Source organism: Pseudomonas sp. 21LCFQ02, from assembly GCF_024129895.2.
Classification (GTDB): Bacteria; Pseudomonadota; Gammaproteobacteria; order Pseudomonadales; family Pseudomonadaceae; genus Aquipseudomonas.
On sequence record NZ_CM178749.1, the window covers coordinates 5847232 to 5866832 of the forward strand.

General features: G+C 59.5%; 17 protein-coding genes, 7 tRNA genes and 1 riboswitch. Of the genes, 5 read left to right on the plus strand and 19 right to left on the minus strand.

Going from position 1 to position 19601, the window contains the following annotated elements; genetic code table 11:
• Nucleotides 1-72: 72 nt before the first annotated feature.
• The 4 genes from NJC40_RS26365 to NJC40_RS26380 all read right to left on the minus strand — a co-directional run bounded on the left by NJC40_RS26365 (nt 73) and on the right by NJC40_RS26380 (nt 3281).
• Entirely contained in the window at nt 73-1296 is a 1224-nt protein-coding gene (locus NJC40_RS26365) for an RNA-guided endonuclease InsQ/TnpB family protein (RefSeq protein WP_492180427.1), read from the minus strand.
• A gap of 258 nt (nt 1297-1554) precedes the next feature.
• Nucleotides 1555-1995 (minus strand): hypothetical protein, encoded by a 441-nt coding sequence (locus NJC40_RS26370; RefSeq protein WP_253141213.1) that lies wholly within the window; start codon nt 1993-1995, stop codon nt 1555-1557.
• Nucleotides 1996-2373: 378 nt separating this feature from the next.
• Nucleotides 2374-2985, minus strand: coding sequence for a hypothetical protein (locus NJC40_RS26375; protein ID WP_253141212.1), 612 nt, complete (start codon nt 2983-2985; stop codon nt 2374-2376).
• Between the two features lie 224 nt (nt 2986-3209).
• Nucleotides 3210-3281: transfer RNA gene (locus NJC40_RS26380), tRNA-Arg, on the minus strand.
• A 359-nt stretch (nt 3282-3640) separates the two neighbouring features.
• Between NJC40_RS26380 and NJC40_RS26385 the strand changes: the two genes are divergently transcribed.
• The 3 genes from NJC40_RS26385 to NJC40_RS26395 all read left to right on the plus strand — a co-directional run bounded on the left by NJC40_RS26385 (nt 3641) and on the right by NJC40_RS26395 (nt 4920).
• Nucleotides 3641-3877, plus strand: coding sequence for a hypothetical protein (locus tag NJC40_RS26385; protein ID WP_045481503.1), 237 nt, complete (start codon nt 3641-3643; stop codon nt 3875-3877).
• A gap of 52 nt (nt 3878-3929) precedes the next feature.
• The gene (locus NJC40_RS26390; RefSeq protein ID WP_045481506.1) at nt 3930-4115 is read left to right on the plus strand and encodes a PA3371 family protein; all 186 of its coding nucleotides are present in this window, start codon (nt 3930-3932) and stop codon (nt 4113-4115) included.
• A 478-nt stretch (nt 4116-4593) separates the two neighbouring features.
• Nucleotides 4594-4920: an Arc family DNA-binding protein gene (locus NJC40_RS26395; protein WP_045481509.1), complete on the plus strand. Its 327-nt coding sequence runs from the start codon at nt 4594-4596 to the stop codon at nt 4918-4920.
• A 134-nt stretch (nt 4921-5054) separates the two neighbouring features.
• Here NJC40_RS26395 and mgtE read toward each other — a convergent pair whose 3' ends face one another.
• Complete coding sequence (mgtE, locus tag NJC40_RS26400) at nt 5055-6497, minus strand: magnesium transporter (protein WP_045481513.1); 1443 nt, start codon at nt 6495-6497, stop codon at nt 5055-5057.
• A 324-nt stretch (nt 6498-6821) separates the two neighbouring features.
• On the opposite strand from mgtE, the gene NJC40_RS26405 reads away from it, so the two are divergent.
• The gene (locus tag NJC40_RS26405) at nt 6822-7307 is read left to right on the plus strand and encodes an outer membrane protein assembly factor BamE (protein ID WP_253141211.1); all 486 of its coding nucleotides are present in this window, start codon (nt 6822-6824) and stop codon (nt 7305-7307) included.
• A 64-nt stretch (nt 7308-7371) separates the two neighbouring features.
• Here NJC40_RS26405 and NJC40_RS26410 read toward each other — a convergent pair.
• The 9 genes from NJC40_RS26410 to alaS form a co-directional block, all read right to left on the minus strand.
• A tRNA-Arg gene (locus tag NJC40_RS26410) sits at nt 7372-7448 on the minus strand.
• Nucleotides 7449-7597: 149 nt separating this feature from the next.
• Nucleotides 7598-7674, minus strand: a tRNA-Arg gene (locus NJC40_RS26415).
• Nucleotides 7675-7680: 6 nt separating this feature from the next.
• Nucleotides 7681-7771, minus strand: a tRNA-Ser gene (locus NJC40_RS26420).
• A gap of 142 nt (nt 7772-7913) precedes the next feature.
• Nucleotides 7914-7990: transfer RNA gene (locus tag NJC40_RS26425), tRNA-Arg, on the minus strand.
• A 94-nt stretch (nt 7991-8084) separates the two neighbouring features.
• A tRNA-Arg gene (locus NJC40_RS26430) sits at nt 8085-8161 on the minus strand.
• An 88-nt stretch (nt 8162-8249) separates the two neighbouring features.
• Nucleotides 8250-8340, minus strand: a tRNA-Ser gene (locus NJC40_RS26435).
• Between the two features lie 61 nt (nt 8341-8401).
• Nucleotides 8402-8590, minus strand: a complete 189-nt coding sequence (gene csrA, locus NJC40_RS26440) for a carbon storage regulator CsrA (protein ID WP_045481518.1) — start codon at nt 8588-8590, stop codon at nt 8402-8404.
• Nucleotides 8591-8767: 177 nt separating this feature from the next.
• Entirely contained in the window at nt 8768-10000 is a 1233-nt protein-coding gene (locus NJC40_RS26445; protein ID WP_045481521.1) for an aspartate kinase, read from the minus strand.
• A 90-nt stretch (nt 10001-10090) separates the two neighbouring features.
• Nucleotides 10091-12715, minus strand: a complete 2625-nt coding sequence (gene alaS, locus NJC40_RS26450) for an alanine--tRNA ligase (protein WP_253116808.1) — start codon at nt 12713-12715, stop codon at nt 10091-10093.
• Between the two features lie 437 nt (nt 12716-13152).
• Nucleotides 13153-13301, plus strand: a riboswitch (FMN riboswitch).
• Nucleotides 13302-13423: 122 nt separating this feature from the next.
• On the opposite strand from alaS, the gene NJC40_RS26455 reads away from it, so the two are divergent.
• Nucleotides 13424-13930 (plus strand): 6,7-dimethyl-8-ribityllumazine synthase, encoded by a 507-nt coding sequence (locus tag NJC40_RS26455; RefSeq protein WP_253141210.1) that lies wholly within the window; start codon nt 13424-13426, stop codon nt 13928-13930.
• A gap of 398 nt (nt 13931-14328) precedes the next feature.
• Here the strand turns inward: NJC40_RS26455 and astE are convergent, their stop codons facing one another.
• The 5 genes from astE to astA are packed head-to-tail and all read right to left on the minus strand — an operon-like array spanning nt 14329 to nt 19549.
• On the minus strand, nt 14329-15339 hold the full coding sequence (astE, locus tag NJC40_RS26460) for a succinylglutamate desuccinylase (protein ID WP_045481529.1): 1011 nt from the start codon (nt 15337-15339) through the stop codon (nt 14329-14331).
• A gap of 15 nt (nt 15340-15354) precedes the next feature.
• Nucleotides 15355-15639: a topoisomerase II gene (locus tag NJC40_RS26465; protein ID WP_045481533.1), complete on the minus strand. Its 285-nt coding sequence runs from the start codon at nt 15637-15639 to the stop codon at nt 15355-15357.
• Nucleotides 15640-15673: 34 nt separating this feature from the next.
• A complete protein-coding gene (astB, locus tag NJC40_RS26470; RefSeq protein ID WP_253141209.1) occupies nt 15674-17020 on the minus strand; it encodes an N-succinylarginine dihydrolase in 1347 nt (448 codons plus the stop codon).
• A 46-nt stretch (nt 17021-17066) separates the two neighbouring features.
• A complete protein-coding gene (gene astD, locus NJC40_RS26475; protein ID WP_253141216.1) occupies nt 17067-18536 on the minus strand; it encodes a succinylglutamate-semialdehyde dehydrogenase in 1470 nt (489 codons plus the stop codon).
• Nucleotides 18533-19549 (minus strand): arginine N-succinyltransferase, encoded by a 1017-nt coding sequence (gene astA, locus NJC40_RS26480; protein ID WP_045481541.1) that lies wholly within the window; start codon nt 19547-19549, stop codon nt 18533-18535. Before astA ends, astD begins: the two co-directional genes overlap by 4 nt.
• Nucleotides 19550-19601: the final 52 nt, after the last annotated feature.

The following is a 19601-nucleotide window of genomic DNA, read 5'->3' on the forward strand; positions in this document are numbered from 1 at the left end:
GCTTGTGCCTGGCATACAACCGCCCAGCGTTGACATCCTCCCCGGCCTGAAGGCCGGAGATTCCTACGGCGCTCAGGCGCGGCATCGAGCCGCCCCCGAGTCGCTTCGGTGGGTTCCTGCTGCTGGCGCCATGACCTCTGCGCTCACTTCACAGGCTAACCGGGCGTGTCCCGCCCTTAGTACATTGATCGCCGCGACCACATCGGCGTTGCCTTCAAAACCACATCCCACACACCTGAACAGCGCCTGCGTCTGGCGGTTGGCCGCCGACACATGGCCGCAACACGGGCACCTGCGGCTGGTATTTTGCGGCGGCACGGCAATCAGCCAGCCGCCGCGCCATGCCAGCTTGTAGTCCAGCTGGCGACGGAACTCGAACCAGCCCTGATCGAGGATGGCCCTGTTCAGGCCTGACTTGGTCCGAACGTTTCTTCCCGGTGCCTCGGCCGTGCCTGCCGCCGACCTGGACATATTCCGTACCTGCAAGTCCTCGATACACACCATCGCGTGGTTTTGGCTGATCGTGGTGGAGCACTTGTGCAGATAGTCGCGGCGGGCATTGCCGATGCGCGAGTGAATGCGCTGGACGCGGGCTTTCGCTTTCTTCCAGTTGCGGCTGAATCTGACCTTGCGGCTCATCGCCTGCTGCGCTTTGCACAGCGCGGTCTCATGGCGTTTGAAGCTGTTGAGGGGTGCGTAGAACGAACCATCCGAAAGCGTGGCGAACCGGGCAATGCCCATGTCGATGCCGACTGCCGCACCCTGCGCCGTGGGCTGCTCATCGATCTCGCGTTCGGTCTGGATGCTCACGAACCACTTGCCACACGACTGGCTCACGGTGATGTTCTTCACCGTGCCAGGCACCTCGCGGCTGTTGCGGTAGCGCAGCCAGCCCAGCTTGGGCAAGAACAGGCGGCTGTTGGTCTGGTCGAGCTTGATCTGTTTCGGGTCGGGATAGCGGAAACTGTCGCGCTGCCCCTTCTTCTTGAGTCGGGGAAAGTCGGCTCGTCTGGCGAAGAAGTTGGTGTAGGCCCGTTCCAGATCCTTGAGGCTCTGTTGCAACGGGTGAACAGGCGCATCGGCCAGCCATGCGGTTTGCGGGCTATTGCGCCACCCGGTCAGCAACTTGCACAGGCCCGCATAGCCGAGCTTGTTCTCGCCTTGCTCGTGGCGTTCCTTCTGCAATGCCAGCGCCTTGTTGAAGACGAAGCGACAGGAGCCGGCAAAGCGGCGCATTTGCCGCTCCTGCCGGCCGTCTGGCATGAGTTCGTACTTGAAGGCTTGAAGTCGTTGCATGCTGCTCTTGAGCCATGAGCAATGAAGACGCCATTAGGCGCGGACGGCACGGTGTTTTCAAGATGCATGCCCATGGGGTCTTTGTAACGAAATACCGCCGTAGAAGGGCATCTGTGTCGCCATGTTACTTCGCATCATCCTGTGGTGGTGCGTCCATCGAACAGCAGCAGCCACCCCACAGCAACCAGGGACGGCTACGCCGTCCGCGCTATCCTCCCCCGCCCTGAACGGCGGGGCTTGTCGCGCCCCGATGGTCAGCTAGATGCCGATGCGGGCCAATTGCTCGCGGATCTGCTCAAGCGTCTGGCCTCGGGTGTCCACGTTCGCACCGATGGCACGAATCTGGCCGATTTCCTCATCGCTCAAGCCGAGGCAGCGAAGCTTGTCTGTCCATTGTTGCAAACGTGCCGGGGCGGTATCACTGGCATTAGGGCCCTGCGCATTGCGCTGGCACACTTGGCACTGGTCATCAGGAAACCGCTTGGTCCCCCAGGTCCCCGGTCGGCGGTACTCGTACAGGCCACAGTCGCAGCGGCACAGCCATAGCGTGCCCTTGCCCGAACGGCTGGCGCGATACCAGGCAATGGCGGTCATCGTGCCGCGCCGTTTGCCGGTATGGTCGGCGGCGTTCAGCGGTCGGGGTGAGAGGTTGGGTAAAGCGTCGGTACAAAAGGTGCGGTGGCGTATGGGGCTATGCATAGGTCTGGCTCCTTGGGTAATGGAGCTGCCACGAATCGCCGCGACGCAATTGGGGTGGCAGCCGTGCGCGGGTTCGCGGACCGGTACCCAAGGAAACCGGCAGGCACGAGTGCCTCCCACACACGACCGCCATAACAAAACGTGCAGGCCAAAAACCTGCAGTCGTTACGAGGGTACTTGTGCACCTTAGGTATTGCGGGCCGCGACGCCCGTTGTCAGCAATGTGACGGGGCGCAAGATACGCGCCGAGGCGCGAGGGTGCAAGCCTCGCACAGCACCACAGCCTTGACGCGAACCTGGCCCATCCAGGTACAAACCCAGGGGCGGCAATGGCTGGCGAAGACGGCGGCACATCCGCGCATGCCAGCACTCGCGTGCTTATTCCACAATCGTAGGTGTATCCCCGTCACCCAAACAGACCGTCAACTGCTGGCCTTGCTTGTTGAAGGCGCAATGGGGCAGTGCTTGCTGCTTCAAGGCGGCCAGTGGCACGGCTACAAAAAATCCACTCAGCGCTGTCGCTACCACTATTTTTCCGAATATTTTTAACCCGGAAAGTGAGGCTCTTTTGGTCGCCGTTTTTGCCCTTCGATAGGCATAAAAACCACTGACGAGAATCGCTGCACCAATCAGCATGGCAACCGTGATGTCTGACCGTCCGGGGCTGTACAGCAGATTACCGTTGGCATCGTCCGGGTAATTCAGTTGCCACCAGCCGCCGATGCACAGTGGCAAAAGCCCGGCAGCGATCCAGGCCAGGATCGCCCCCGGTAGTCGCAGCAGGATCACCACTGTCAAGCCGAGTGTGGCAACGCCCAGGCCACCAAGGTACAGCTGGGTGCCCATGGCGCCGCCGAACAGAGTGCCGCTGACGTCCTTGGGTGTGAGAAGGGCCCAACTGAAGAACGTGATGTGCACAAGCACAGCACATACGGTAATCCAGCTCACTGGGAAGTAAAGCCATAGCCATCGGCTGTTGGAGTGAAGCATGTTCATGCTCGCGCAGTGACAGGAAAGCACGTCAAAGAAATAGGCGTGAAACGGGCGGGTGTCAGCTGAACATGCCGAGCGCCTGATTCGGCTGCCAGTGTGCAATGTGCTTTTTTGGATTGCATGGTTTTTTTCGGCGAGGTGCTTGCCACTCAATTTCAGTGAGGCTCGCCTCGAGCGACGGGGCAGGAAGCGCTACCAAGAGTGTGCGATACAGCGGGATGTGTCCCCTGCAGGAATCGAACCTGCATCTAGCCCTTAGGAGGGGCTCGTTCTATCCGTTGAACTAAGAGGACCCGATAGATGATCTGACGGGCGTTGCCTGAGCGCCCTGTATCAGTGCTGGGCATTTTACGCAAAAACAAGGATTTAGCAAAAAATTCAGCCCGCTTCAGCGCGTAGGGTCATTCACCGGCCGATGCAGACCGCCAGGACGCGCTGACTCGTGCGTCCGGATTTGGTTCCCGTGACCGTCGTGCATTTTGCAACCCTGCAAATAGCCATCATTGCAAAACGCAACGCAAAAGCCGTTACAGACAAATATAAATACTTGATTTAAAAGGATTATTTATTGAATTGAGCTTGGCATGCAGACTGCAATATTACCCGTGGCAGGCAGAACCTCTCTTCCATCTCCGGGCACAGGTACACGACTATGAACATGATCCTCACCGCGTTGAACGCAGTCGCTCTGGTAGCGCTGGTGACCTTTCATCTTCAAGGCACTGCCACCCCTGTCGAGCAGGTGAATATCGAGATTCAGAGTGGCCTGCAAAAACCTGCGCAACTGGCAGTGATGACTGACAAACGTGCCAACCCGGCTATGCTGACCAATGACACACAACAGATGCCCCGCGCCACCGGCAGTGCGACACAGCGCTGGGTGTTCTGAACCATTGCCTAGAACCGTGCCTCACACGCTTAAAGAGAAAGAGAGAGCCGCCATGTCCAAGTCCGCACTGTCGTTTCTGATCCTTACGTTGATGAGTGTTGCTGTAGACCTGTTGCTGCCCGAGCAAGCGCTGGCCTTGAATCTGGCTGCCAGGATCGCTGGCGGTGTGTTTGTCAGCCTGTTCCTCGGCGCGCTGGTCGTCGGCCGCCGCTTCAAGTTTGATCCCGTTCTGCGCTGAGCCCTTCGCACCTCTGCTACTGCTGATGGTTGTACTGGTCACCTGGCCTGCTGGCTGCGACCGGATCATCAGCTCGGGTCACGTACCCGCCCCGCCTGCAACGTCTTTTTACGCCTTATTCACCTCCCGTTCAGCACGTTGGTCGGAGCGCATTCGTATTCGCGGCCAGAAACAACTACGCTCTGAGTACAGATAGCCATGATGGCAAAAAGCAGTCAGGCGATCAGGGAGATCGTTGGAAGGGTGAACGGGGACACGCTATGCAAATTCGTTCGCAATTCTGATAATCGGTGCTGGCCATACGCCTTTATCTGAGTCAATATTTGTCACAGAATTGACGCCAAGGTTCCGACGTAATGGGGCATGATGCTGACCCCTTGATAGCGCGGTTGAACATTTAGCCAAAAGTGCTGTCACACAAGGACAAACTTGCGGCCACTTGCTAGAACCGCTTCCCCTGAACTAACCGGTTAAATATATGAGCCCTATGAAACAGGCTACTTATTCCAGCCGTACGGCTGACAAGTTCGTCGTCCGCTTACCCGATGGCATGCGTAATCGTGTGCAAGAGGTAGCTAAAAACCACCACCGCAGCATGAACTCGGAAATCATCGCACGGCTCGAGCAGAGCCTCATTCAGGAAGGCGCTTTTGGCGACGAGCCAGCTGTGCGCCTTGATAGCCCTGAGCTGACGCTGAGCGAGCGTGAACTGCTGCAACGTTTCCGCCAGCTCTCTCATCGGCAACAGAACGCCCTGGTGTCTCTGATTGCCCATGACACTGAACTGGCGGCTGAAGAGTCGTAAGTATCAAGTAAAACCTCAAGCCAGCTCACCAAGCTGGCTTTTTTTCACTGTAGTACCGCTCCCGTTTAGTTGTAGGAAGCTTCTTCAAAGTACAAAAAAACCGCCACTAAGGGCGGTTTTTTTGTGAGCCTGATTCAGAGCAGGAATATCGTCGCCAACCCCAGAAAGATGAAGAAACCACCACTGTCGGTCATGGCCGTAATCATCACACTGGCGCCCATGGCCGGATCCTTGCCGACCTTGACCAGGGTCATGGGAATGATCACCCCCATGAACGCCGCCAGCAGCAGGTTGAGGGTCATGGCCGCGGTCATCACCACGCCCAGCGACCAACTGTCGTATAGCACATAGGCCACCACGCCGATCACCCCACCCCAGACCAGGCCATTGATCAGCGACACCGCCAGCTCTTTACGCAGTAAACGGGCAGTGTTGCCGGTGCTGACCTGGTCGAGCGCCATGGCCCGTACGATCATGGTGATGGTCTGGTTACCCGAGTTACCGCCAATGCCCGCCACGATCGGCATCAGCGCAGCCAGCGCCACAAGCTTCTCGATCGAGCCTTCGAACAGGCCGATCACTCGCGACGCCAGGAACGCGGTGATCAGGTTGATCGCCAGCCACGACCAGCGGTTGCGCAGCGAGCGCCAGACCGAAGCGAAGATGTCTTCGTCTTCACGCAGACCCGCCATGCTACGGACTTCACTTTCACTCTCTTCACGAATCAGATCGACCATTTCGTCGATAGTCAGACGACCGATCAGCTTGCCGCCCTTGTCCACCACCGGTGACGAAATCAGGTCATAACGCTCAAACGCCTGAGCCGCCTCATAGGCATCGCCGTCCGGGTGGAAGGTCACCGGGTCGTCAGCCATGACCTCGGCGACCTGTTTGTCCGGGTCATTGACCAGCAGGCGCTTGATCGGCAGCACCCCTTTGAGCACCCCGTCGTAATCGACCACGAACAGTTTGTCAGTGTGGCTGGGCAACTCCTTGAGACGACGCAGGTAGCGCAGCACCACCTCCAGGCTGACATCCTCGCGGATGGTCACCATCTGGAAGTCCATCAACGCACCGACCTGCTCTTCTTCGTAGGACAGCGCCGAACGCACACGCTCACGCTGCTGGACGTCCAGCGCTTCCATCAACTCATGGACAACATCACGCGGCAGTTCCGGCGCCAGGTCGGCCAGTTCGTCGGCGTCCATTTCTTTGGCAGCGGCAAGCAACTCGTGATCGTCCATGTCGGCGATCAGGGTTTCCCGAACAGCGTCGGACACCTCAAGAAGGATGTCACCGTCACGCTCGGCCTTGACCAGCTGCCATACGGTCAGACGGTCTTCCAGCGGCAGGGCTTCAAGGATGTAGGCGACGTCGGCAGAGTGCAGGTCGTCGAGCTTGCGCTGCAATTCGACGAGATTCTGCCGGTGGACGAGGTTCTCGACCCGGTCCTGGTGCTGACCTTCCTGGCGGTGGGTCAGGTCTTCAACAATACGCTGGCGCTGCAACAGATCGATAACCTGAGCCAGGCGATCCTGCAGACTTTCCTGCGTTTTCTTTACTTCTCTTTCAGTCATAGGCGTACTCCACTCCCAGCAGGGAGCACGCCGGGAGATCAATCAGGTAGAGCTTGATTGTCAAAATCTGAGGTCAAATAACTACTGGGTAAGTCCATGGAGGTATTCCACAAGCCCCGGCGGGGCTGACGGGCGCAATCATACACCGCTTTGACCGTTTGGCACGCGTGAAAATTCGGGCAAGAACAAATGCTTGCGTCACAAACTTAACAAACTTGAGAGTCAGTATTGCTACGACGTCACATTCAGCCAACAAAACACGCTCGTCAGCACATTCAGCCATCGCTACGCTGAGCGGCATTGTCTGTCATGGAGGACTCGACGATGCGCAACATCGCGCTTTGCGTCGCCTTAGGCGCCCTGCTCCACCCCGTGCTCAATGTCCAGGCCAAAAGCATTCAGCGCTGCGAAGACGCTCAGGGCCAGGTCACCTTCACCCACCAAGGCTGTACAATCGAGCAACACGGCCAACAGGTTGAAGCCTATAACCGGCCGCCCGGCAGCGTACTGCCGGCGATACTGCCAAGCCTGCGCAATGATCGTCCCAAACCGCCGGCCAAAGAGATCGTGGTGGTCGGGCAACGCGATGATGGTTGCGGCAACAGCCTGAGCCCCGAGCAACGGCGCAGTGCGATCATCAACCAGCGCACACCGCCGGGCATGACCCTCAGGGACGTAGAGAGCCTGCTGGGCCGACCAGACCGGGTTTCACAGCGCAATGGCGAGCTGCGTTACCACTACACGAGCAAAGAGGGCCGCACCCATCAGGTGAGTTTCGATCAGCATGGCTGCGTGAAGGGCAAGCGTTGAGACCGACATGATTTTCGAGCACAAACAAAAAGCCCGTATCTTTCGATACGGGCTTTTTGATGTATGGTGCACTCGACAGGATTCGAACCTGTGACCGCTCGGTTCGTAGCCGAGTACTCTATCCAGCTGAGCTACGAGTGCATTTGATGGTGCGCATTATAGGGCCTTCAATAATTCTGTAAAGCCTTTTCTGAAATAAATTCAAAGACTTACACAAAACCTGCGGGCAACGCTTTGCAGCCCCTGGAAAAACACAAAGCCCGTACCTTTCGATACGGGCTTTGCTTGTATGGTGCACTCGACAGGATTCGAACCTGTGACCGCTCGGTTCGTAGCCGAGTACTCTATCCAGCTGAGCTACGAGTGCATGTTATGGCGGAGAACGGGGGATTCGAACCCCCGACACCCTTTTGAGGTGTACTCCCTTAGCAGGGGAGCGCCTTCGGCCACTCGGCCAGCTCTCCGCAACAAGGGGCGTATGATAATCATCTCGTCGCCTCTTGCAAAGGTCTTTTTTGAATAAATTCAACAGCCTGCCATGGCAAGAAGCCGCTTTTTCAAACACAAAGAAAAAAGCCCGTATCTTTCGATACGGGCTTTTCAATATGGTGCACTCGACAGGATTCGAACCTGTGACCGCTCGGTTCGTAGCCGAGTACTCTATCCAGCTGAGCTACGAGTGCATGTGGTGGTTTTATACCAGACCGCCGCTGGTTGAAGCAGATTATCTGTCTAATCGAGCGGCTTAACCACCCCAACTGACAAACAACCTTTAAATGGTGCACTCGACAGGATTCGAACCTGTGACCGCTCGGTTCGTAGCCGAGTACTCTATCCAGCTGAGCTACGAGTGCATATTTGGGTGCTGCGCATTTTAGGTTGCTGAACTCTTTTGTAAAGCGCTTTCTTGCTTCGAAAGCCAGGTTCAACACACTGAAATAATGGCGGAGAACGGGGGATTCGAACCCCCGACACCCTTTTGAGGTGTACTCCCTTAGCAGGGGAGCGCCTTCGGCCACTCGGCCAGCTCTCCGCAACACGGGGCGTATATTAACTACGCATTTCCCCGTTTGCAAACAAAAAATTCAAATAAATTAATGGGTTGGTTCCTGATCCTTCTCTTTCTTGATCCGCAGGTAGATTTCTTCACGATGGACCGCAACTTCCTTGGGGGCATTGACGCCGATGCGCACTTGATTACCCTTGACGCCAAGCACAGTCACGGTGATTTCTCCATCACCAATGATCAGGCTCTCTGCGCACCGACGAGTCAGAATCAGCATACCTTTCTCCTCACGCAATACATTCAGGAACAACAGTCTGAAAAACCACGAGGCAAGTCTGTGACCAAAAAGCCACTAGCCAAGCCTGAGTATTGACTAACGCAACGAAAAGAACAGTCTTTGTGCGCAGATCAAAAAACGAAAGGCGCGGATCTACCGCGCCTTTCGCTTCAACGATCACTCACCCTGGCGGGGAGCGTCCAGTTCGAAGGCCGTGTGCAGAGCACGTACGGCCAGCTCGAGGTACTTCTCTTCGATCACCACCGAAACCTTGATTTCCGAGGTCGAGATCATCTGGATATTGATGCTCTCTTTGGCCAGCGCTTCGAACATGCGGCTGGCTACACCGGCGTGCGAACGCATGCCAACGCCAACGATGGAAACCTTGGCGATCTTGGTGTCGCCACCGGCTTCACGGGCACCGATTTCACGCGCAGTGCTTTCCAGGATCTGCAGCGCAGCCTGGTAGTCATTGCGGTGCACGGTGAAGGTGAAATCCGTGGTGTTATCGTGCGAAACATTTTGCACGATCATGTCGACTTCGATGTTCGCGGCACTGATCGGGCCGAGAATCTTGAACGCCACGCCCGGGGTGTCTGGCACACCACGGATGGTCAGCTTGGCTTCGTCGCGGTTGAAGGCGATGCCGGAAATGATCGGCTGTTCCATGGATTCCTCTTCATCAATGGTAATGAGGGTACCCGGACCCTCCTTGAAGCTGTGCAGGACGCGCAGCGGGACGTTGTATTTGCCGGCGAATTCGACCGAACGGATCTGCAACACCTTGGAGCCGAGGCTGGCCATTTCCAGCATCTCTTCGAAGGTGATCTTCTCCAGGCGCTGTGCCTGGGCCACCACCCGCGGGTCGGTGGTGTAAACACCGTCGACGTCGGTATAGATCTGGCACTCGTCAGCCTTCAAGGCTGCGGCCAGGGCCACACCGGTGGTGTCCGAACCGCCACGCCCCAGGGTCGTGATATTGCCGCTTTCGTCGACCCCCTGGAAACCTGCGACCACTACCACGCGGCCGGCCTTGAGGTCGGTGCGGATCTTCTGGTCGTCGATATCCAGGATGCGCGCCTTGGTGTGCGCGCTGTCGGTCAGAATACGAACCTGGTTGCCGGTGTAGGACACTGCTGGCACACCGCGCTTGATCAGCGCCATGGTCAGCAGGCCGATGGTCACCTGCTCGCCGGTGGAAACGATCACGTCCAGCTCACGCGGCGTCGGCTGATCAGTGATCTGTTTGGCCAGATCGATCAGACGGTTGGTTTCACCACTCATGGCCGACAGGACGACCACCAGGTCATCACCGGACTCGCGGAATTTTTTTACCTTTTCGGCCACCTGCTCGATACGCTCGATGGAACCGACGGAGGTGCCGCCAAATTTCTGTACGATCAAAGCCATGTCAAAGCCGCCTCAGAACCCTTTAAAGGGCACCCGTTAAACATTCAGACCGGTTCTGGCCTGCCGGACTTCCGACAGGCCAGAGCCCGATCAGACACCCTGCTCCACGAACGGAACGGTCAGCGCCAGCGCCGCATCCAGGGCGCTTGCATCGACACCGCCACCCTGGGCCATGTCGGGACGACCACCACCTTTACCACCCACGGCGGCAGCCGCCTGTTTCATCAGATCACCGGCTTTGAGTTGGCCAGTCAGGTCCTTGGTCACGCCGGCAACCAGCACGACCTTGTCATCCTGCACCCCGCCGAGCAGGATCACTGCGCGGCCGAGCTTGTTCTTCAACTGATCGACCAGCGCCAGCAGCGCTTTGCCGTCCTGACCATCCAGACGTGCGGTCAGAACCTTCACACCCTTGACGTCCTGCGCCTGGGCCGACAGATCGTCGCCCGCTGCGCTGGCCGCCTTGGCCTGCAATTGTTCCAGTTGTTTTTCCAGTTGACGGTTGCGCTCAAGCACCGCCGTCAGCTTGTCCAGCAGGTTGTCGCGATTACCCTTGATCAGGCTCGCGGCTTCCTTGAGTTGATCTTCGGCCGAGTTGACCCAGTTCAGCGCCGCCGCACCGGTCACCGCTTCGATACGGCGTACGCCAGCAGCCACGCCGCCTTCACTGATGATCTTGAACAGCGCGATGTCGCCGGTGCGCTTGGCGTGGATACCGCCACACAGCTCGACGGAGAAATCGCCGCCCATGCTCAGCACGCGCACGGTGTCGCCGTATTTTTCGCCGAACAGCGCCATGGCGCCTTTGGCCTTGGCGGTCTCGATGTCGGTGATCTCGGTCAGCACCTCGGTGTTCTTGCGCACTTCGGCGTTGACGATGTCTTCAAGCTCACGCAATTGCTCAGGCTTGATCGACTCGAAATGGCTGAAGTCAAAACGCAGGCGCTGACTGTCGACCAGCGAGCCTTTCTGCTGCACGTGCTCACCCAGCACGCGGCGCAGGGCTTCATGCAGCAAGTGCGTGGCCGAGTGGTTGAGCGAGGTGGCCTGGCGCACTTCACCCGCAACCTGAGCCTGTACGTCGGCGCCGACGGTCAAACTGCCGCTGGCAATCACACCGTGGTGCAGGAACGCGCCGCCGGTCTTGGTGGTGTCACGCACGTCAAAACGCACGTCGCCGGCCTGCAGATAACCGCTGTCACCGATCTGGCCACCGGATTCGGCGTAAAACGGCGTGGTGTCGAGGACCACAACGCCCTCTTCGCCTTCGTTGAGCTGACCGATCGACTGACCATCCTTGTAGATGGCCACGACCTTGGCAGCGCCTGCGGTTTCGGCATAGCCGGTGAACTCGGTCGCGGTGTCGACCTTGACCAGGCTGTTGTAGTCCAGGCCGAAGGCGCTGGCCGAACGGGCGCGCTCGCGCTGGGCGTCCATCTCACGCTCGAAACCGGCCTCGTCGAGGGTAAGCTCGCGCTCACGGGCGATGTCACCGGTCAGGTCCATCGGGAAGCCGTAGGTGTCGTACAGCTTGAAGATGACTTCGCCAGGCACCACAGAGCCCTTGAGCTCGGCCAGGTCCTGTTCAAGAATCTTCAGACCCTGCTCCAGGGTCTTGGCGAACTGCTCTTCTTCAGCCTTGAGCACGCGCTCGATGTGCGCCTGCTGGGCGACCAGCTCTGGGTAAGCTGCGCCCATCTCGGCCACCAGCGCCGCGACGATCTTGTGGAAGAAGCTGCCCTTGGCGCCGAGCTTGTTGCCATGACGGCAGGCGCGGCGAATGATGCGTCGCAGCACGTAGCCACGGCCTTCATTGGACGGCAGTACGCCGTCGGCAATCAGGAAGCCGCAAGAACGGATGTGGTCAGCCACGACTTTCAGCGAGGCCTGTGCATCATTGCTGCAACCGATGGCCTGTGCGCAAGCGGCCAGCAGGCTCTGGAACAGGTCGATCTCGTAGTTCGAATGCACATGCTGCAACACCGCACTGACCCGCTCCAGGCCCATGCCGGTGTCTACCGACGGCGCTGGCAGCGGGTGCAGCACGCCATCAGCGGTGCGGTTGAACTGCATGAACACGTTGTTCCAGATCTCGATGTAGCGGTCACCGTCTTCTTCCGGCGAGCCGGGCGGGCCGCCCCAGATGTCTGCGCCGTGGTCAAAGAAGATCTCGGTGCACGGACCGCACGGGCCGGTATCGCCCATGGTCCAGAAGTTGTCCGAAGCGTAAGGTGCGCCCTTGTTGTCGCCAATGCGCACCATGCGCTCGGCCGGCACGCCGACTTCCTTGGTCCAGATGTCGTAGGCTTCGTCGTCGGTGGCGTAGACGGTGACCCAGAGTTTTTCCTTGGGCAGGTTCAGCCACTTCTCGGAAGTCAGGAAGGTCCAGGCAAAGGTGATCGCGTCGCGCTTGAAATAGTCACCGAAGCTGAAGTTACCCAGCATTTCGAAGAACGTGTGGTGACGGGCGGTATAGCCGACGTTTTCCAGGTCATTGTGCTTGCCGCCGGCACGCACGCATTTCTGGCTGGTCACGGCACGCGTGTAGGCGCGCTTTTCCTGCCCCAGAAAGCAGTCCTTGAACTGGTTCATGCCTGCGTTGGTGAACAGCAGGGTCGGGTCGTTGCCCGGAATCAGGGAGCTGGAGGCTACACGAGTGTGACCCTGTTCTTCGAAGAAGCTCAGGAAGGCTTCACGGATTTCTGCGCTTTTCATTAGGTTCTTCCACGGAGACTGCTGCCAAGCCCGTACACAACGCCACACTGGACGTAACGACGGCAAAGGGCCGCATTATATAGGCGTTGCGGCCACGGTACAGTGTGTTTGTATGATAGAGACGCTCAATTGGATTATCGGTCGCCTTCAGAGGCTACCGTAACACGACTGGTTGCAACGCCACGGGCGGCGACCCATGCCAGCAAACCGAGGTTCTCTCATCCAGTTTATTGTGCGATCGCGCTGACAGGTCTGGACCTTTCTCTTAATGGACGAACGAGCCGGATCAATATTCTCACCTGAACGTAAACCGGCATCGGCACAGATGCACGCGGGCCAGTGCTTATAAGCAAATGGCAGGGTCACTCGACTAAAGTGTCCAAGCATATTGATGGCAACTGTGTTACAAATCTTTCGCCGTCACCTTAAGGGTGTCGGCACGTTCTCAGGGCGGGGTGCAAGTCCCCACCGGCGGTAATGGCGTACAACGCCTAGCCCGCGAGCGCTTCAGGCCCTTCCTGAAGGTCAGCAGACCCGGTGTGATTCCGGGGCCGACGGTCATAGTCCGGATGAAGAGAGAACGGGATGAGTGTCGATCGTATACGGAAAACCTCGTCGAGACCGTGCCGGTGTCGATGTTTTCATACGCTGCCAGTATCCCCTTCGATCCAAACGCCCTGTTTTTTTCATAAACAGGAGTCAGAACACGTGCAACCTACCGCAATTAACAGCAAAGCCCACGCTAACGAGCGTATTGCGTTCATTCAGGCCTGCTGGCACAAGGATATTGTCGATCAGAGCCTCAAGGGTTTTGTCGAAACGCTGATTGAGCTGGGTTACAGCGAGAGTGATATCGACTTTTACGAGGTGGGTGGGGCTTTCGAGATTCCGCTGCATGCCAAGCTATTGGCTGAAAGTGGCCGTTATGCCGGGATTGTGGCGGCCGGGCTGGTGGTCGATGGCGGCATCTATCGCCATGAGTTCGTGGCGCAGTCGGTGATCAGTGGCTTGATGCAGGTGCAACTGGAGACCCGTGTGCCGGTGTTCTCGGTGGTGCTGACACCGCATCATTTCCATGCCGGTGAAGAGCATCAGAAGTTTTTCTTCGAGCACTTCGTGCATAAAGGTCAGGAAGCGGCGCGCACCTGCGCCGATACGCTGGCCAAGGTTCGGCAGTTGCAGCATCCGGCGGCGCCGCAGAAGGTCGCTAGCTAAACCGACTGCGCTGTAGGAGCGGTTTTAACCGCGAAGACCTTTCGCCTTCGGTAAGGGTTATTGCCACAGTTGCCTGTTCGTAAGGTTCCGCTCTTTACGAGCGGGTTACTTTGGGGCGCCAAAGTAACCAAAGCGCTTGCGACGGTCTTGGCCCCCTGCGGGGGTCCCCTCACTCCGGTGCCGATTTGGCGGTCGGCGCGATGGGCGTCCTGCCCAGCGCACCTAAAGCCGGCTTCCCTGCCGGCTTTACCACCAAATCGACACCTACGCTCGGCCAGCGCCAATCGTCGCGTTCGGCGGCATCTGTGCCATCTCGTCTCAAAGATCAAAAGCAACGGCAACGGCAACGGCAACGGCAACGGCAACGGCAAGATCACAAACGATCACATGCTATTGCCTTACCCCTGCAATGCCTCCTCGCCCACCGGTACGATCAATATCCCCGCCCTGAGTCCATTGGCCACTTTGGGGTTGGGGAAGATGATTCGGGTGCCTGGCTGCTCTATGACCCAGCGAGTATTGCCGTCCTGAGCCAGCAGGTAGCCTTTGTCGAGTTCGGTGAAGTTTTCGACTTCGCAGGCCAGGTGCAGGATGAAGGCGTCGCTGTGTTTGATGATTTCCTGCGCCACGCTGAACAGTTGCAGGCCGTCAAGATGGTCTTCTTCGGTTTGCGGCTCGTTACCTTCGATGATCTGGATCAGTCGCTGGCGCAAGGCCGCCAGGTCGACGTGCTGGTTGTGGCCGAACGGGCGCGCCTTGCCCAGCTCCAGGGTGAAGGCCTGTGCATCGAGTTTGTCGCGGGTGTAGGCACTGAACACGTTGGAGGGTTTGTGCTGCAGCAGCGCCGCGCGAATGCCGGCGGCGCGCAGGCAAGCCAGTTCGTGGCGCGAAACAGGGCGATCTTGTTTCCATGGGCACAGGGCAAACTGTTCGATTGCCGAGCCACGGATCGCGGTGTGCAGGTCGTAGTGCAGACGGTAGCGATCGGCCAGGCTGAAGAAACTGCTGGCCAGTCGTTCAAGCTCACAGGCGCGCAGCGCTTCGAGGCCGCCGCTATGTTCGTGCTGGCCGTTGAACAGCCGGTTGAGGTCATGCTCGATATAACGCACCCCACGGCGCATGGCCTCAGGGTTGCCGAGCAGAAACAGAATACGTGCCCGTGGCACAAGCTGGCCTCGGGCAATACCGCGAATCAGCTCGTCGAGCAGCTCGATCGGCGCGGTTTCGTTGCCATGGATACCCGCCGACAGCAGCAGGTCCAGACCATTGTCGCGGCTCTGGGCGGGCCGCACTTCAAGCGCGCCCTCGCCCAGCCAGCGCATGCGCACGCCGCCGACGGTCAGTTGAGTCTTCTCCGCCGGTTCACGGCCGGCCAGGGTCAGGTCAAGCAGTTTACCGAGGGCGAGCATAGACGACTCCCTGTCTTAGTGGTTGCAGTCCGGACCGTGGACGTGACCGTCTTGCTCATCCAGATCGGCCGGCTCCATTTCAAGTTGCAGGCTGACCAGGTTGGTCGCCAATGGACGCAGCAACAGGTTGGCGTATTCAGTATCGCCCTCTTCCACATCGACACCGATCAGCAACTGGCCACGGCCGTCATGCTGGATCCATATTTCCTTGCCTTGCCAGACCACCGCCAGGCGGGTGCTGGACACGCTACTGGTATTGCCATCGGCATCTTCAAGGATCAACTGCAGGGCGTCGCTCATGTTCGGGTGCTCCAGGCTTGAGTTAAAAAGCGCGTCAGATTTGTTGAAACGGATAAACGGCGCCCAGTTTAAGGATTTGCGTCAGCTCATCCAATGCCGTGCGACATTCAATCAGCAATTGCGGGTCGGCCAGATCGCGTTCGTGCATTCGGTCGCGGTAGTGCTTCGCGACCCAGTCGGTCAGCACGCTATACAAGCTGTCACTGAGGATAACCGCTGGATTGATCGCCGCCAGTTCCTGCGCGGTCAACACCACCCGCAGGCGCAGGCAGGCCGGCCCACCACCATTGCGCATGCTCTGCTTGAGGTCGAAGGCGCGCACCTGGCGGATCGGGCCACCCTGGCTCAACAGCGCCTGCAAGTAATTCCACACCCGTGGGTTGGCCTGGCACTCCTGGGGGACGATCAGCAACATGCTGCCGTCGTCACACGTGAGCAACTGGCTGTTGAACAGGTAAGAGCGTACCGCATCCTCGACACCGACTTCAGCACGCGGCACGCAGATCGCCTGCAGGTGACCGTCGACCCGAGCGAGCTTGTCCTGCAACTCGCGCAGCACGGTCTTGCTGTGTAAAAAGGCATCTTCATGGTGGAACAGGACTTCGCCATTGCCCACCGCAATCACGTCGTTATGAAACACGCCCTGATCGATCACCGCCGGGTTCTGTTGGCCAAAAACCACCTGGCTGGCGTTCAGGCCATGCAGGCGCGCCACGGCGCTGGAGGCTTCGAGGGTCTGGCGGGCCGGGTACTTTTGCGGTGCCGGGTAGCGGGTGTCGAAGGCGCTGCGGCCATACACGAAAAACTCAACGCCAGGCTGGCCATGGTCACGGCACAGGCGAGTATGGTTGGCCGCGCCTTCATCGCCGAACTGCGCCACCGCTGGCAATGCCGCATGGTGGGCGAAATACCGGGGGTCAGCGAACATCGCTTGCAGCACCCGGCTGGTGGTCGGGTGTTCAATGCTGCGATGGTATTTGCAGTTGAGGTTGGCTACGGTGAAATGCACCCGGCCATCATGGGTGTCAGCACTGGGGCTGACGGTGGCGGCGTTGGCCACCCACATGCTCGACGCCGAACAGCTGGCCGCCAGCAGCGGCATGTCCTGGCGCGCCGCCTTCTCGATCACCTGCGCATCGCTGCCGCTAAACCCCAGCCGTCGCAGGCTATCGACGTCCGGGCGCTCCTGGGGCGCAATCAGGCCCTGGGTGAAGCCCAGATCCATCAGCGCTTTCATTTTGGCCAGTCCCTGCAAGGCCGCTTCACGAGGGTTGGAGTTGAGTTGGCTGTTGCTCTGGGAGGCCACGTTGCCGTAGGACAGCCCCCCGTAATTGTGGGTCGGGCCCACCAGACCGTCGAAATTGACTTCACGGGTTTTCATCAGGACGGCTCCATGGATCTATTTTTTATGCTGCAGCGCGCAAGGCTCAGTCGAAGCGAATACCCGGCGTGAGGTTGGCCGGCAGACTCAAGGCCTGGGCCTCAAGGGACGCTACCGGGTATGCACAGTAATCTGCCGCGTAATAAGCACTGGCGCGATGATTGCCCGAGGCACCGACCCCACCGAACGGCGCGGTGCTGGCGGCACCGGTCAATGGTTTGTTCCAGTTGACGATACCGGCGCGGCTTTGCAGCCAGAAGTCACGGTAACGCGCTTCGCTGTCGGACAATAGCCCGGCGGCCAGACCATAACGGGTGGCATTGGCCTCATTGATGGCAGCCGCAAAGTCGCTGTAGCGGATCACTTGCAGCAATGGGCCGAACAGTTCCTCGTCAGGGCGCTGCGCCACATCGGTTACATCGACAATACCGGGGCTGAGCAGCGCGCTGCCCGCTTGCAGACGGGTCATTTCCAGCAACGCCTGAGCGCCATTGGCCAGCAACCGGCTCTGTGCCTGCAACAGTGCATCGGCGGCCCGCAGTGAAATCACCGCGCCCATGAACGGCGCCGGCTGGCTGTCGAACGCACCGACCTGCAAGGTGCGGCTCACCGCCACCAGGCGCTGCAAGAAGGCATCGCCCCAGCCGCCTTGCGGCACCAGCAGGCGCCGGGCGCAGGTGCAGCGCTGGCCGGCAGAGATGAATGCCGACTGAATCACGGTGTATACCGCCGCATCGAAATCCTGCACCTGATCGACCAGCAACGGGTTATTGCCGCCCATTTCCAGGGCGAGAATCTTGTGCGGCTGCCCGGCGAACTGGCGATGCAGCGCTTGCCCGGTCTGGCTGGAACCGGTGAAGAACAAGCCGTCGATATCGGCATGCGCGGCCAGCGCGACACCGGTGTCTCGGCCACCTTGCAACAGGTTGAGCACCCCGGCTGGCAAGCCCGCTTCGATCCAGCACTGCAGGGTCAGCTCAGCCACCCCCGGAGTCAGTTCGCTGGGCTTGAACACCACGCAATTGCCGGCCAGCAGCGCCGGTACGATATGCCCGTTGGGCAAGTGGCCGGGAAAGTTGTAAGGTCCGAACACCGCCACCACGCCATGCGGTTTGTGACGCAATACGGCATTGGCATCGCCCAGCGGGCCGCCCTTCTCGCCGGTACGCTCACGGTAACTCTGGATCGAGATGGCAACCTTGTTGGCCATGCTGGTGACTTCCGTGGCGGCCTCCCAGAGCGGCTTGCCGGTCTCTTGACCGATGCGTCGGGCCAGCTCATTAGCACGGGCCTTCAAGCGCGCCGCAAAGGCTTCGAGCAGGTCGATGCGCTCCTGCAACGGTCGCAATGCCCAGCCGCTGAACGCCTGGCGCGCGGCCTGCACGGCCTGATCGACCTGGGCGGCGCTGGCCGCCTGGCCAGACCAGACCCGCTGCTGGCTGACCGGGTTGTGCGCAGCGAAGGCCTCGCCCTGCCCCGCCTGCCACTGGCCCGCGATGAACAGGCTGCTCATCAGCCACCCGCCGACAGCGGCACGGCGCGGACATTATCACCAGGGCTCATGCGCAGGCGCCGCGCCGTGGCCGGATCGACCACCAGGGTGCCGGCCACCGAACGCGCACGGCCGACGGTGATACGGCAGTCCTCACGCTTGCGGTTGTGGATCAGGAACAGCGGCGCCTCATCACCGGCGGTGCCGATCGACAACACCAGGGTCTGGCTGTCGCGCACTGCACGGATCTTGCCGGTCTCGCACTCGATGGCCGGGCCGGCATCGAAGATATCGACGTAGCCCTGATAGGTGAAGCCTTCACTCTTGAGCATGGTCAGCGCCGGTTCGGTTTCGGCATGCACCCGGCCGATCACGCTGCGGGCGTCATCAGACAGGAAGCAGGTGTACAGCGGAAACTTGGGCATCAGTTCAGCGATAAACGCCTTGTTACCGACCCCGGTCAGGTAGTCAGCCTGGCTGAACTCCATTTTGAAGAAGTGCCGGCCCAGGCTTTCCCAGAACGGCGCCCGGCCCTGACCATCCGAGATACCGCGCATCTCGGCGATGATCTTGGGGCCGAACAGTTCGGGAAACTCGGCAATGAACAGCATGCGCGCCTTGGACAGCAAGCGGCCATTGAGCCCGTTGCGCGAGTTGGCGTGCAGGAACAGCGAGCACAGCTCCGAGTTGCCGGTCAGGTCATTGGCCAGGAACAGGGTCGGAATCTCGCGATAGATGTTCAACTCTTGCGAGGCGTTGACCGTCAGGCCGACCCGGTAGTTGTACCAGGGCTCGCGCAACCCCACCGCACCGGCAATGGCCGAGATGCCGATGACCTGGCCGTTCTCGTCTTCAAGCACGAACAGGTAGTCGGAGTCGGCGCGCTCGGCTTCACCGCGAAAGCTTTTTTCCGCCCAGCCCACGCGGTGGGTCAGGCGCTGCTCGTTGGCAGGCAGGGTGGTCAGACCGGCACCGGTGCTGCGCGCCAGGTCGATCAGCGCGGGCAGATCACTGCTGCGGACGGAACGAACGATCATGTCTTCTCCTCAAGGCCCCGTGCGGGGCCGCGAACCGGTCAGGCTTGCGCCG